Genomic DNA, 14,687 nt, shown 5'->3' with positions numbered 1-14,687 from the left:
TCCTAAGCCGCCAAATCGCCGAAGCAGATGTATTTGAGTTCCATGAATTCATCGATCCCGTGTCGCGAGCCCTCGCGACCGAGTCCCGATTGCTTCCATCCTCCGAACGGAATGGGCGGTCCCGTGAACGAAGCTGTATTGATGCCCACCATGCCGTACTCGATGCTCTCGGAAAGTCGGAGCGCCCGACGCAGGCTGTCGGTGTAAACGTACGCAGCTAACCCCATCTCGCTTGCGTTGGCCCTGGCAAGGACCTCCTCCTCGGAGTCGAACGGAAGCACTGCGGCCACCGGACCAAAAGTTTCCTCGCGGGCGATGAGCATGCTGTCCGTGACATCGCTTAGCAGCGTTGGAGGGACAAAGTTTGGTCCGAGCCGCGAGTTTTGTTTCGCGGAAATGACCCGCGCCCCCTTTGCCGCAGCATCGTCGATGTGAGCCCTACACTTGTTGGCGACGGAGAGCTTCGTCATTGGCCCGATATCCGTTGTGGACTCCAAGCCGTGACCAACCTTGAGCCGGGCGATTGCCGACGCAAACGTCTCGACGAAGGCGCCATAGACGCCCCTTTGCACGTAGATGCGGTTGGCAGCCAAGCAATCCTGCCCCGATGTAGCAAATTTTGCTGCCATCGCACCTTTGACAGCCTTGTCAAGATCAACGTCGTCGAAGACGAGAAAGGGGGCATGCCCTCCAAGCTCGAGCGACACCTTCTTGACCGTCTCCGCCGCTCCTTCCAACAGCAGCCGGCCAACTTGGGTAGACCCCGTGAACGAAAGAGCACGCACCCTTGTATCGCGCAACAAAGGCGTGGACAGAACGACGGGATCACCAACGAGCACCTGAACCACGCCGCGCGGGACTCCAGCTTCTTCGGCCAACCTTGCTACTGCAAGAGCAGAGAGCGGCGTCTCGGGAGCAGGCTTCACTATGATCGGGCAACCAGCGGCAAGAGCCGCTCCAGCCTTTCGTGTGATCATAGCGACAGGAAAATTCCACGGAGTGATCGCGGCCGCGACACCGATCGGCTGCATTCGCACGTGAAGTACACTTCCAGCCTTGTGGCTCGGGATCGTCTCACCGTATGCGCGCTCACCCTCAGCAGCGAACCACTCAAGAAATCCAGCACCGTAGGCAACTTCGCACCGCGCTTCGGCGAGCGGCTTTCCCTGCTCTACCGTCACCAGCACAGCAAGATCTTCCGAATAGTTGCGCATCAACGACGCCCAAGACCTAAGAATCCCCCCCCGCTTTGCTGGCAATAGTTCGCGCCACGCACCGAACGATCGGTCGGCTGCTGCGATCGCGCGATCCATATCCGCAGCACTACAACGAGCAACATCCGCTATTTCGTCCCCAGTAGCCGGATCGACCACGATGTCTCGTTGCTCGCCCCCAATCCAGTGGCCATCGATCAGTGCGGCTCCCGCAACGAAATCGCGACGATGCAGACTTTTCAGGTGCCTTGTAGCAAGAGCGATCAAATGTGGGCTTTTGTGCCAAACATTTTGAGAGGCCATGTCAAATGTCTCACGCAGTAGTTGTTTAAGCCGCCTGTGCATTCAACATACCGCTGCAGCAAACATATTTGCATCGCATTTCACCGTTGCTTCGCCGATTTCCTGCATCGCCAGACATTTGGCAGCGAAGTTCCCCTCGAGTCGAGAGCCGCAGTGCAATACGATCGAATGCCCCCTTCTCGAAAAGAGTCTTCACCGTAAGCGCGCTGGTCAAACCTCTTGTTCGATGTCCGCACTGAGCAAGGGCCCGGCTTGATGCGTTTCCGCATGGACAAAGTTCTGCTTCGATGCCGCTAGGCGCTTTCGAACGAGATTGGCAAACCGAATAGGGGGTGGTGATCATGGCCAGCATAACCCGCGGCGCGGTGGTGGTACCGAAGTTGATAGCCTCGCAGCGCGAAGCCCGCTAACTGCATGCTCTTCAGTGGAGGCAGCGCCACCAGCGTGGAGTAGATGGCCCAGTCGGCGCGAAAAGCAGATTCATATCTGCGGTCGACGATCTCTCGATGCTCGCCGGCAACCTAGCGGACAACCATGGCCCACCAACGAGCTGGCCGGAATGCAGCGCTCGCAGACGCCCCTCACCAAACGGACTCATGTTGCGAACGCCATGGCTCCGTGAAATTTCCTATGCATTCAAAATACTGCTATTGCAAACGCATCTGCGTCGCAATTCCTGTGCTCGGACGGTTCCTGCATCGCGGGGGCATGTGGCGGCGAAACTCTCCTCAATGCCGGAGCCCGTTATGCGATACGATCGTACAGATGCCCGCATCCTAGAGATCGTGCAGAAGAACAACCGTCAAACTTCCGACGTGAACGGCGAGCTGGCAGGGCTTTCTGCTACCGCCAGTCAACGCCGCCTGAAGAGACTCCGCTCGGAAGGCATCATCGAGGACGACGTCTCGATCGTTTCGCCGAAGGCGGTAGGACGGCCAATTCAGATACTCGTCCTGGTGACTTTGGAGCGGGAGCGCTCAGATATTATTGACAAGTCTAAAAAGGCTATCAAATCGTCAGCTGATGTCGTGAATGGATTTTACGTCACCGGCGACGCTGATTTTGTTCTCTACGTCACTGCGCGGACCATGGAAGATTATGAGCAATTCACGCGGCGGTTCTTCTATGAGAACTCGGACATCAAGGGCTTCAAGACAATGGTTATTATGGACCGGGTCAAAGCAGGTTTTGCCATTCCAATTGATGTGCCGCCCGAGGTCTGATGCGGTGCCCCCCGTCGGGTGCTTGCGCGTTTTCACAAACGCAAGCAATCAGCCCGGCGTTTCCTACTCGACTGGCCTGTCAGAACGCTCGAGCTGAGGAGAGGAAATGCAGATCCACAATCGTGTTAAGCTCATAATAAGCTCATGAACAGTGAACCACTGTCACCTTGCACCGGCGACCGCCGCAAGGCTTAGAGATCCCGGCCCAGTTGAACGCCAGTATCCGCAATTGCAGTGATCTGGTTGGCGATCACATCGACGATCTCTCAAAGCACCTCGCTTGGCGCAACGGATCTCTCCAAGGTACATCCGCCCCGATTTGACACGCCTACGCCGTCGGCGCCCACCTTCGCCGCGACGCCATGAATAGCGGATCGGCATCTCAAAAAGTGCGCATTGGCAGATAGAAGTCCTGTTGCAATTCGACCGGTGCCGAGCTCGTTGATCGGAAGCGCCTTGGGGACTATTAGCGGTCACTAGACCCTGCTGTGCGGGCGATAGCTATGGAGCCAAACTGCGAGTGAGCTTATGTTCCAGCCATCCGAAGACCCTATCGTCGGAAGTTACAAAGTTTTCGATCTCCCCCGCAGGGGTCCGGGCTATCCGCGGCATGGTCACCTCCAAGTCAATGCGTGCCTCTGTGCAGTCAGCTTGTAGTTTGATTGCTTCCGCCGCACTGACCATACTGCGGCCACCGGCTACCACGAGAACTGGACATCTCAACCGTCGTATCAATCGCAAGCGATGCGACGACAAAACGTTCTCGCCCAGTCCATTTGCAGTCCGTGTCATCCAGCCGACAGACGCAAGCGTCCGAGCCCAAGACCAAAGGCCGCCGTCGCAACTCGCCGCAGCAACACGGCGGTCAGACACAGCAAAATCAGTAGCTAGCGCAGCCGACAATCCTTCTCCATAGATCCCGATCCGAGTAGTGCTGACGTCGGATCGAACCAACAAATAATCCAAACAGCTAGCTAACAAGATTTCCGATTGGCCGGGCCAGTGGTTTGAGACGTCGTCGTGAGAGACCACGAGGACCGATATGCCGCGACCGACGACGGTGGGCAGTATCCTTCCGAGCAGCATCGCGGCCGTTTCTTCTTCCCGGCTGATGCAAATTACTGCCGGCGCGCATAACTCGCGACCCGCGGCGCGCACGTAATAGGCTAGAATGCCGGCTTGATCGGAACACGTAATGTGTACTCGCTCCACCTTCCCCTCAAAAGATCCGAACCTCTGAAGGCTGGCCTCAATTTTTGCCAAAACACCTTCGGCTTGTGAACCTTCGTCTTCAATCAGCCGCCTCGCAACTTCAAAAGCAGTTAGCGCGCAAAGCCACGCTTCGGACGCCTCATCGAAAGCCCCCTTTTCGATATTCAGGTCACCAACAAGGCAGTGAGCGTCACCGATGTTTGTCCATCTTGCGACCCAGCTCCGCCGATCGCCGGTTCCGTGGATGCCATCGAGACCGTCTAGGAATACCGCGGCGCCTCGCCGTGTGGATCCGAGATCGCCCTTCACGTGGGGCCAAGCAGCACATAACATTCCACTCTCCTTTGCGGATCCGCACCATCGGCTCAGGACTCGCCTCCACAACCGCGTTCCTGGCGTGGAGATTACAAAAGGTCGAAATCGAGTTTGTTGTTAACGTCGTGGACTTCCAGCCTCAGGCCGCCGCCAACTTCTCAAGCAAATATTACCGCTCACCGAAGCAGAAATTCTCCGATGTCGAGCCTCTTCGCGCCGCAATTCTGCTTCGACCGGGTATGCGCAACTTTTTCAGCGCACATGCGCGCATCCCACTTTTGGCAGCATAGCCTTGGGGCCGGCCGGAGGCTGCGACTGAACCGATAAAGGCTTTGGCCGCCGGGGCGGCTTCGCATTGCACGGGGCCACATTTGAGATCTCGGCTGAGATCTCGGCCTTAAAGGGACGCTATGCTTCTGGATCTCTGCCCCCACACTCTCTCGGAATGCGAGGTGTCGCCCGGCCGCAACTCCATGCCGCGTTCGGACGCCTCGACTTCTCCACTCGGAGATAGCTGCGGGAGCTTGGGTGGAGAATCTGGCGCCCGAGTCGGCCTTCATAGCAGTCTGCCTAACCTCGCCACGTCGAACTCGAGGGGCAGCTTCGCTATCGGGCAGACGGAAGTGACTGGATTGATTCAGACCTCAAGAATACATCAGGAAACCCGCAGCATTCGCAATAATTCAATGAGGGATTGGTGCGCGCTCTGTGCCCATTCTGCACCCAGCGGCTGCAAAGGGGAGTTGTCCTAGAAAGACGCGCCTCCATCTCAACGCGCCGCGCCTGCGCCCAAGTGCGAGTGATGCGTGGAACGGACAGACGGAAGCGTGCCGTCAGGGTCTCGAGAGACGCCTTGGGAACGACCTTCCCTGCTCGACCCTCACCACGACGCGAGCTCTTCGGAATAATCGCGCATCAAAGATCCCCAGACCCAAGGATTGCCCGCGCCTCGCCGGCAATAATTGTCGCGTGCAGCAATCGATCATTCAGCTGCAGCCATCGCGCCCGTAGCACTGCGACGAACATCCGCGATCACATCCCAAGTAGGCAGATCGATTACAGCGCCTCGCTTCTTTGCTCGCGGGCTCCCCGGTGACCGTCGACGAGCGCGCACTCCGCGACGAAATCGTGATGGCGGCGCTCCTGCAGATCCCTGGCAGCGCAAGAGTGCACTGATGTGCCGCCCGGCTTGAGAGCCCACTTTGAAAGTCCTCGTAGATGAATTGAATTCGGTAAGCATCCAGGATACAAATATGACAAACATATTCTCGACGTACTCTGCGGTCTAGCGGATAGCTTCCTGCGCTAAACAGGCATTCTGCGACGCATTTCATCTGGAGCATAGCCTGTGCAATACGATCGAATAGACGCCCGCATTCTCGAGATCGTACAAAAAAATAACCGCCTGACCTCTGAGGTGATCGGCGAACTCGCCGGACTTTCCGCTACGGCGTGCCAACGACGGCTGAAGAGGCTCCGTTCGGAAGGCATCATCGAGGCCGATGTTTCGATCATTTCACCGAAGGCCGTAGGAAGATCTATTCAAATGCTTGTGCTAGTGAGCTTGGAGCGGGAGCGCGCAGACATAATCGATAGGTTCAAGAAGGCCATCAAATCATCAGTTGATGTCGTCAATGGATTTTACGTCACCGGCGAAGCCGACTTCGTCTTATACGTTTCTGCGCGCAACATGGAGGATTACGAGCAATTTACAAGGCGATTTTTCTATGAGAATGCGGACATCAAGGGCTTCAAGACGATGGTCATAATGGACCGGGTGAAGGCTGGCTTTGCCATTCCAGTTGAGGTTCCGTCCGAAGGTTGATCCGAGTCACTTACCGCCTGGATTCACGCTTTCGCGCGCTTTTTCGTCACTCAGTTGCGTAGAATGCAAGAAATCCTCACTGCGACTCCCTCTACTCTATCTTTGTTGTCAACGCTCAGACTGAGTCATGTTCTTTTCAGATCTAACAGAGATTAAGATCCCCGAATATCGCGTCGGACTCGCTCCGAGCTTTCTTTGCAAACCTGTCGCCAGCAACCGCAAGGCCGTTATCGAGCGTGAGCGTGTTGCGGCCGCACAAGCCGTGACACTGTGATTGCGCGTCTACCTCTAGGATCAAGAGCTCCGCCAACTTGCGGATGAGGTGGACAAAAAGGAACGGAGTTCGCCCGCGCGTGAAATTGAGCCGCACACATTGCAGGGCGCTGTTCCTTTGACTCTCGGCCAACAATTTGCTGCCTTCGCGACGACGACACGAGAGGATGCGGTACGGCAGGAAGAACTCGTCTCTCTATGGGGTGAATCTCGGCGGCACCGCCATCGTTACTGAATCAACGCAAAGGCGGATCAGAGGAAGCTCTCTCGGCTGACTCGGATTCCATTCCTTGCGGCCATTGAAGGCATGCTGGGATACGGGATTGTTCGTCTTATTTTCGGGGATCCTGAAGCGCTTGGCGACAAAGGTCTCTAACATATCAAATGATCTGAGAGTGCTCTCGAGCGGACCTCATAGCTTGGCGGAAATCAATCTACCGGCCTCAGCCAGGCTCATCTCTAATGTCCGGCAAGGTCAACCCAGCTATTCCCGAAGCAGTTAATCAAGTCGCCTTCCAGGTGATCGGCGCAGATTAACACGGGCAGCCAGCTCGAGTTGAACGTAATTGAGGCGGTGATCGCGTACAGTACGTTACAATCTGTTTCTCCTCCGACAAACGACGCCCGAGTCCTGGCGAAAGTGTATTCTCGGGACAACAGCCAATGTGGCGCGATGTCGCGAACATCTAGAGGCGAGCACTGCTATCGTAATGGCTCTGCCCCCCGCAGATCGGATATGAGCGCGTGTCCGATGTCGCGAAGGCAACACTACAGAGCGGTCAAAGGATTTGGGAGATTCTTTCAATCAGCGCTTTATGTTGCACCGAGTTGCTCCGCGGGGCACCATCGCGCTCAACAGAATGACGACGCTGCTATTTCGACAACATCGGCGGGGAAACGCGCAGGTTGCTGTCAGCGGCAAAGCTCGCCGGATCATCCCTGATCGGGGTCGAATAGCAAGTCATTGCAGGTGAGGCATGAAGGGATATGACTGATCAACCCAAGCTCCAGACGTTCAGCGTTGGTGGCGTCACTGCGCCACTCCGCTATATCGCCTTTCGGTACATCTGGCTGGCAAGCGTGTTGTCCAATCTCGGCATCCTGATCCGAGGAGTCGGAGCGGCTTGGGCCATGACGGAGATAACATCGTCTGCTGACAAGGTGGCACTGGTACAGACCGCAACGACGCTGCCGGTGATGCTGATCGCGCTGCCTGCCGGCGCCATCGCCGACATGCATGACCGCCGCCTCGTGGCGCTGGTTGCACTCTCGATCGCGTTTTGCGGCGTGACCGCGTTAACTGCCCTCCAGTGGCTGCATCTCACCACTCCGAATTTGTTGTTGGTCCTTTGCTTTGTGGTCGGCAGCGGAGCTGCATTGATGTATCCGGCCTGGCAATCCTCCGTCTCTGAGCAGGTGCCGGCCGCGACGCTGCCGGCGGCGGTTACGCTCAACGGAATCAGCTTCAACATCGCACGTAGTTTTGGGCCCGCGATCGGCGGTGTTGTGGTAGGAATCGGGGGTGTGGTCGCAGCCTTTGCGCTCAGCGCGGTACTCTATCTGCCACTGATGATCGCGCTGTTCCTCTGGAAACGGGTGGCGGAACCGTCGCGGCTGCCGCGCGAACAGTTAAGCCGCGCGATTATCTCGGGGGTGCGCTACATCACGAATTCTCCATCGATCAAGATCGTGCTGACCCGCGCCGTGGTAACCGGCGCGGTCGGCAGTTCGATCTCGGCGCTCATGCCGCTCGTCGCGCGCGATCTCTTGAATGGTGGTGCGCAGACCTACGGTATCATGCTCGGCGCCTTTGGTTTTGGCGCCGTTATCGGGGCAATCAATATCGGCGAAGTGCGCAAGCGCATGAGTGGCGAAGCCGCTATGCGTGCGTGCATGCTCTCCATGGCCGGCGCGACTACGGCCGCGGCACTGAGCCGCGATCCGGTTCTAACCGCAACCGCACTGATCCTGGCCGGCGCGGTGTGGACGGTGGCGTTCACGTTGCTCGATATCGGCGCACAGCTCTCCGCGCCGCGCTGGGTGGCTGGCCGATCGCTGGCGGCCTATCAAGCCGCATACTCGGGCGGCATCGCCTTCAGCAGTTGGGGCTGGGGCCGTCTGACAGATACCGCTGGAGTTGAAACTGCGCTGCTTTGCTCGGCCGGGCTGATGCTGCTCTCGCCACTTCTTGGGCTGTGGCTACGCATGCCACGCATTATTGTCCGCGACGAGGACGTCGAGGTGCTGCCCGATCCCGAGGTGCGGCTGCCGCTCACCGACCGCAGCGGGCCGCTAGTGGTGGAGACCGAGTATCGTGTAACACCGGAGAATGCGCGCGCCTTTCACAACATGATGCAGGAAGTACAGCTATCGCGCCAACGCAATGGCGCCTACGGTTGGTCGATTGCGCGCAACATTGCCGATCCCGAGCTGTGGACCGAGCGCTATCACTGCCCAACCTGGCTGGATTACCTACGCCAGCGCAACCGCTGGACCCAATCCGACCGCGCGCTGGATCACCAAGTGGCCGCTTTCCACATCGGCCCCGACCCGGTGCGCGTCCGCCGCATGTTGGAGCGCCCGTTCGGATCAGTGCGCTGGAAGGAAGACGTGCCAGACCGTGGTGAAAACGAGGTTCCGCCCTTTGATTGCAAGCGCAGCGAGACGCACCAGTGATCGTCTATTGACGACCAAGAGATTGTTGGTTCCGATTGAAGCGGAACTCGCGGCAGCGCCTACCGAAGCGCGTCTGGTCACGATACACTGAGCTGGTGGATGTTGTCGCGCGCAAGCGGGCTGCGAACCCAGAACACAATATCTCGCCGCTGCTGTGCTCAACGTTGGACCTCTTGGCGCTCATGTGGATGTTATCGTCAAACTTCCAAGAAACGCTGTTTCCTAGAAATCTCCTCACTTTTCCGGAGCAGATCAAGTCATTGTTAGAGTCAGTGCGATGCGCGAGGTGACGGTATCGCCAAAGGCAGAACGATGCGATATTGCAGTACTGGACATGTCCTCACGATAGGCGGAGATTTTTCCATCGGCTTAGCTGAGGTTTTGTTTTATCGGCGCAGGCCGAATTGTTGGTTTGGTTGCACTTGCCTTGTTTTAGCGAGATCCGCTTCGACGAGCATCGCCGTACCGATGATACCCTCCGTCACCAGGAGCGCGATCTCGGCGTCGCAGAGTCCTAGGAGCTCTGATAAGATCTCTACGTTGTGTTGTCCCAGCGTCGGCGCCGCTATGCGGATCGGGTAGGGCCCTGCACCCTCGCGAATCGGCATCGATGGTTGAGGGTGCAAGCCAATGAAATCGCGTTCGATTTCCTGCAGAAACGCACGCGACCTGAGATGCTCATCATTGAGCAGGTCAATTGGCTGACGCGCCACGCCAGCCGCAACCCTCGCAGCCTGCAACTCAGACATGGCCTGATCCGCATCGCGGGCGAGTGTCCAGGTTTCTATGCTTCTGTCGATAACATTCTCGATGCCGCGGCGGCCTTCCGCAGATTTGAGCGACACGTCCACGGCCCAGTCCGGCCGGTCAAGAAGGATGGCAAGCCTTTGCCACATGTCTGCACCAGTCGCCGTTATTATGATCCAGCTGTCCTCACCCGCGCACCGGAAGCAGCCATGCGGCACGAACTGCGGATGTCGATTGCCATATCTCGCCGGTGACGTACCGTCGATCGAATGGACAGTGATCCATGGCGCCGCAAAGGGCATCATGCATTCGATCTGCGAAAGATCAATGAACTGTCCCTGCCCGGTGTTGAGGGCGTGAATCAGCGCAACCAGGACTGCAGCGCAGCCGTTCAACCCACCGACGGCATCTCCGAATGCGATGTGACTCATCACAGGCGTCTGGCCGGGGTTTCCGATCACGCTCGGCAACCCCGAAGCCTGCTCGAGGGTCGAGCCGTAGGCCCGGCAATCGCGACGGACGCTGTTCGTGCCAAAGGCTGACATCGACATCATGACAAGCCGAGGATTGAGGGGTCTGAGCACGTCGTAGCCGAGCCCGAGATTCGGCAGCACATCGACCGAATAGTTGTCGACAACAATATCGGCCCCCGCCAAAAGGCGTCTGGCAAGGACCAGGCCTTGCTCGCTCTTCAAGTCGAGCGTAATGCCACGCTTGTTGCGGTTCATCATGCAGAAGCGTACCGCCTTTTCGTACATCTGGCCGGCTGCATAACCAGCGGGCCGGTTAATGCCGCGCCACCAGTCTGGATACTGGATGGCCTCGATCTTGATGACCTCGGCACCGAGATCCGCGAGTGTACGCGTACACAACGGACCCGCCCAGCCCATCGAAAAGTCGATGACGCGAATTCCCTGCAATGGCAGCCCGCCAGCGCGGCTGGACGACGCAGATGCAGTGCCGGTCTGGCGTCTGCGAGAATTCGCGAAGGCCTGCTGCTCGCCAGGAGCCGGAACCTTTCCGCCCTGGCGGGGCGGCGTCAACGTCAACCGCTGCAAGGAGCCAACCGTCAGGCACTCTTCTTCGCCAAGCAGGACCGGAACGATAGCGCCGCGCTCCTTCTTCTCCGCGTCCTGGAGTAGATCGGATATTTCGGCTGCCGGGACTATCGGAATCTTGCGCTTTAGCCCTTCCGCAAACCACTCCTGTGCCGTCCGCGTCTTCAGCCTTGGAATGAACTGTTGCTCGATCTGCTCCATGTGTTGCAGACGATCTTCGTTGAGGGCCAAAGCTGGATCATCGCGCATTTCTGGCAAGCCGAGCATGTCGCAGAAAGAGCGCCATTGTGCCGGCGTAACTGCCGTAATGCCAAGCCAACCCTCCTTAGTTTCGTAGATGCCGGCGGGGAAGTTCGGCCAGAACCGGTTAATTCCAATCCGGCGCATCACGTCGCCATGCTCGAACGCCTCGAACATGAGATACTCGCTGAGGGCGAGGCAGGACTCGAATATGCTGAGCGACCAGGATCGCCCTGTTTCCCCCCTCGTTGCTGCAACCGCCGAAGACGCCCCCGCGATAAAGCCCCACAGGCCGGCAAGAATACCCGTCTGAAAATCCGGTGAGTGCGATGGCGGGCCATCGACCGACCCAACCAGCTTGACGAGGCCGGCAAGCGCACGGACGGTCGAATCGGTTGCCGTGAAACCGGCATAGGGTCCCTCGCGGCCAAACCAGCTCGCTTCGAGGTAGATCAATCCGGGGTGCCGTTTTCGGATCGCGGAGATGTCAACGGACGGGCAACCCGCGGGATCAACATCGCGCCCATCGATCAGAATGTCACACCCCTCGATCAGTGCCGTCAGCCGTAGAATCGCGTCGCCGTCGATGCCATCTATGACGAAGCTCGATTTGTTGAAGTTTAGGAACGCAAACCAAGCGCTCTGCCCACCAGGAGTAAGGGGCGCCCTGCGCCGAAGTGGATCTCCTGCCGGTGGCTCGACTTTCTGAACATCGGCACCGAAATCCGCGAACAGCCGCGCGCAATAGCTGGTCGCGGCTGAGCTACCGATCTCGATGACTCGCAGATGCGATAACACTCCCATCGGTAGCTCCGTTTTCTAGCCATGCTGATGCTCCGGGACATCATCGCCGGGCGATGCCTCCCTATCCACGCCGCGAACGGCTTGCTGCTTACTATGCACGGATGCACGTGTGCACAGGTGTTTGGGATTGATGCGAGGCGGGCGCGCGGGATGGAGCGCGGAGTCGGCTGGATCCAAAGCCTTTCTCCAGGTTCATTTGTCAAGAACACGCACCCGGCGCTCAGGCGGCTCGGTACGATAGCGCGGCTTAGCGACATCAGCCCGAATTGGACGTTCTGTACAAAGCTTGCGAGCGGCAGCGTGCTTCAAATAAACTAAACCACCGGCAGCTTCGCTTGGACAGCTGCCAAATCAGATAGCGTGAGAGCCATGGTAACAACCGCCAGCTCCATTGCGTCGTCCAAATCCGTTCCGCCGGCCGCTTCAACGTCCCCTAAATTGGAAACATCTCGAAGGAGAAAGGCGCTTTAGCCTTCCGAAAATCGTCGCCCTCTCGATCGAGCGTACATGTACAACATACCGCTAGGCTTAATAGGTTCGTTTTTCCTCTTCTCAGGCAAGGTAAGCCCCCAATGCTCATCACAATACCCGTCGCGAGCTGGCGTTCGGGCTGTTGCCGCGGAATAGATTCACCCGATCGGAGTCGAGGATGGTGAGCACGTCGATCAGCTTTGATATACTCCGGTCTGGCATCAGACTGGGATATGGCCCCCTCATGAATTTTAATATTGTGATTCCGGGTTTTGGCTCCTTCGAGCCGCCTCGGGATGACGATATCGAGCCTTTTTTAACCCTCGTTTCGCGCATCTTCCTCCTCGCCGCGGACGCAGTCAAATCCCAACTAGGGAACACAACAGCGTTGCATCAATCGCCCGATTTGAACGGATCGAGAGGTCCCACTTGAACTCTCGGGCGGGGAACTGAGCAGACTGCCGCCGTTGGTTAATGGATTGTTCTCGGGCAAAAGCCGCGATGCACGGCTCGCCTGAAGCGATGGAAATCGATGTGCTTTCATGCCGGGCAAGCGAAAATACTTGCATGTTAGCGTGGAGCAGAACGTAAACCTCGTTTCACGACAGAGCCTCAAAACAATCTTTACACTTGCGAGGACGCCAAGCCTTAGCGCCGCTCGCGCACGGAGCCTTCTTGGGCGACAGACGCTACCAGCGTGCCGTCGCGCTTGAAGATCAGGCCACGTGTGAGGCCGCGTCCGCCTTGGGCACTCGGCGAATCCTTGGAGTACAGCAGCCAGTCGTCGGCGCGGAATGGGCGGTGAAACCACATTGCGTGGTCGAGGCTCGCCGATATCATGCGCCCGTCGAACAGAGTGCGGCCATAGCGCGCCACCACAGCATCGAGTAGCGACAAATCCGAGGCATAGGCCAACGCACACATGTGCAACGCAGGATCATTGGGTAATTTCGCGGCAGTTTTGATCCACATATGAATGCGACCGTCGTCAATCTTCTGACCGACATAACGGCCGATCTCGACCGGGCGCAATTCAATCAGGCGATCGGGTTCATAATAACGGCGGATGCGTTCCGGCAGCTCGGGAAACATCGGCTGCTTAGATAATTCCTCGGCGGAGAGTTTTTCCGGCGTCACCACATCAGGCATCTTATCCTGGTGGTCAAAAGTGCTCCGCTCCCTAGCATGAAACGAAACCATGATCGAGAAAATCGTGCTGCCATGCTGGATCGCAGTGACGCTCCGCGTCGAATAGCTCTTACCGTCGCGCAGCCGCTCGACTTGGTATATGATCGGAACCTCCGGGTCGCCGGTCTGGATGAAATAGCTATGCAGCGAATGTGGCAGCCGACCTTCCACCGTGTGGCATGCCGCTACCATAGCCTGCCCGATCACCTGGCCACCGAACACCCGCTGCAAACTGGAGCTCGGACTGTTGCCGCGATAGAGGTTCACCTCGATCCGTTCGAGATCTAGGATGGCGAGCAGGTCGACTAGGCTTTTGGACATTGATGTGCTTTCGGTCTGGCGTTATTCCGCAATACGGCACAATCATGAACTGAAAAATCTCAAGAGGCCGGGGCCGGCTCTTCCAGCGGTCCCAGAATGCCATATCGGTCCCTTGTGCCGCGCATTTCCATGCAGCTCGCGCGCTGCAGGATTTGGGCCAGCGCTGATGACGCGGACTGACATCGGCTTGGTCATGCACAACGTCGCGTTCAGAACACGCTTGCAGATATGAAACAAACCGCACGTTTGCTTTCGGACAGCAGCGCAGCCGCGCGTTTGTGCTGATTCCGACGACAATCCGTCCGCGCATTGGAAATGGCCAGCCTCTTACTTCGATCCAGGCTAGCAGTGCAAATATGCTTCTCAAAAATAAGGAACTGTAACATACGACACTTCAACGCGGCCTCTATGAATTGATCCCACGAAGAACTTGGTCGTCATCCTCGGCCCACTGAGATAGCAGCGTCGGTCGCGTTGCAGCTTGTGCGCGCTGGATCTTGCGCGGTACCGATCCCGACCCCGGTCGCAATTAGGCCGAGGATAGACTTTGACGACGCTCCCGTGTGCCGATATCGACCTTGGGCTGATGATCGGCTTGGGGCTTTGGCAAGGCACAACTTAACGTCGCAATCCAACCCGATCGGCTATAGCAGGACGACGACTCGACCAATGCCGCCGATGGCATTTGCGAGCCGGCACGGCGATGTCGGCGCGGAACACTTTTCACAATGCCAAACTCTTCACAAACTCGCGAACTCCGGTCAAAACCCGCTCCGAGTTAGGAGGGTCTCGTCGCCACCACTTACGTTCGACTTGC

7 protein-coding genes and 1 pseudogene are annotated in these 14,687 nt (G+C 57.7%); 5 read left to right on the top strand and 3 right to left on the bottom strand.

Translation table 11 applies throughout. The annotated features are described in order from the left end of the window. Positions 1–2 precede the first annotated feature (2 nt). Entirely contained in the window at positions 3–1,481 is a 1,479-nt protein-coding gene (locus H8B02_RS21000; RefSeq protein WP_229167990.1) for an NAD-dependent succinate-semialdehyde dehydrogenase, read from the bottom strand. 782 nt (positions 1,482–2,263) lie between these two features. Between H8B02_RS21000 and H8B02_RS20995 the strand changes: the two genes are divergently transcribed. The 5 genes and pseudogenes from H8B02_RS20995 to H8B02_RS20980 all read left to right on the top strand — a co-directional run bounded on the left by H8B02_RS20995 (position 2,264) and on the right by H8B02_RS20980 (position 9,041). Further along, a complete protein-coding gene (locus H8B02_RS20995) occupies positions 2,264–2,740 on the top strand; it encodes an Lrp/AsnC family transcriptional regulator (protein ID WP_229167977.1) in 477 nt (158 codons plus the stop codon). Positions 2,741–4,296: 1,556 nt separating this feature from the next. Continuing rightward, on the top strand, positions 4,297–4,557 hold the full coding sequence (locus tag H8B02_RS20990; RefSeq protein WP_229167976.1) for a hypothetical protein: 261 nt from the start codon (positions 4,297–4,299) through the stop codon (positions 4,555–4,557). A gap of 1,058 nt (positions 4,558–5,615) precedes the next feature. Next, positions 5,616–6,092 (top strand): Lrp/AsnC family transcriptional regulator, encoded by a 477-nt coding sequence (locus H8B02_RS20985; RefSeq protein ID WP_229167975.1) that lies wholly within the window; start codon positions 5,616–5,618, stop codon positions 6,090–6,092. A gap of 563 nt (positions 6,093–6,655) precedes the next feature. After that, positions 6,656–6,902: pseudogene (locus H8B02_RS49010) on the top strand (lyase family protein). A gap of 450 nt (positions 6,903–7,352) precedes the next feature. Further along, on the top strand, positions 7,353–9,041 hold the full coding sequence (locus H8B02_RS20980; protein WP_229167974.1) for an MFS transporter: 1,689 nt from the start codon (positions 7,353–7,355) through the stop codon (positions 9,039–9,041). A 386-nt stretch (positions 9,042–9,427) separates the two neighbouring features. On the opposite strand, the gene H8B02_RS20975 is transcribed toward H8B02_RS20980, so the two are convergent. Then, entirely contained in the window at positions 9,428–11,890 is a 2,463-nt protein-coding gene (locus H8B02_RS20975) for a CaiB/BaiF CoA transferase family protein (RefSeq protein ID WP_229167973.1), read from the bottom strand. Positions 11,891–13,009: 1,119 nt separating this feature from the next. Further along, on the bottom strand, positions 13,010–13,870 hold the full coding sequence (tesB, locus tag H8B02_RS20970; RefSeq protein ID WP_229167972.1) for an acyl-CoA thioesterase II: 861 nt from the start codon (positions 13,868–13,870) through the stop codon (positions 13,010–13,012). Between the last annotated feature and the right edge of the window lie 817 nt (positions 13,871–14,687).

Source organism: Bradyrhizobium altum (assembly GCF_020889705.1).
GTDB lineage: Bacteria > Pseudomonadota > Alphaproteobacteria > Rhizobiales > Xanthobacteraceae > Bradyrhizobium > Bradyrhizobium altum.
The sequence above is the reverse complement of the archived record's forward strand: the minus strand, read 5'-3'. Positions and strand labels throughout refer to the sequence as shown.

Excerpts from the sequence above, each read along its gene's own strand:
- H8B02_RS20995 (WP_229167977.1), top strand. The coding sequence starts at position 2,264 with ATGCGATACGATCGTACAGATGCCCGCATCCTAGAGATCGTGCAGAAG.
- H8B02_RS20980 (WP_229167974.1), top strand. The coding sequence starts at position 7,353 with ATGACTGATCAACCCAAGCTCCAGACGTTCAGCGTTGGTGGCGTCACT.
- H8B02_RS20975 (WP_229167973.1), bottom strand. The coding sequence starts at position 11,890 with ATGGGAGTGTTATCGCATCTGCGAGTCATCGAGATCGGTAGCTCAGCC.
- tesB (WP_229167972.1), bottom strand. The coding sequence starts at position 13,870 with ATGTCCAAAAGCCTAGTCGACCTGCTCGCCATCCTAGATCTCGAACGG.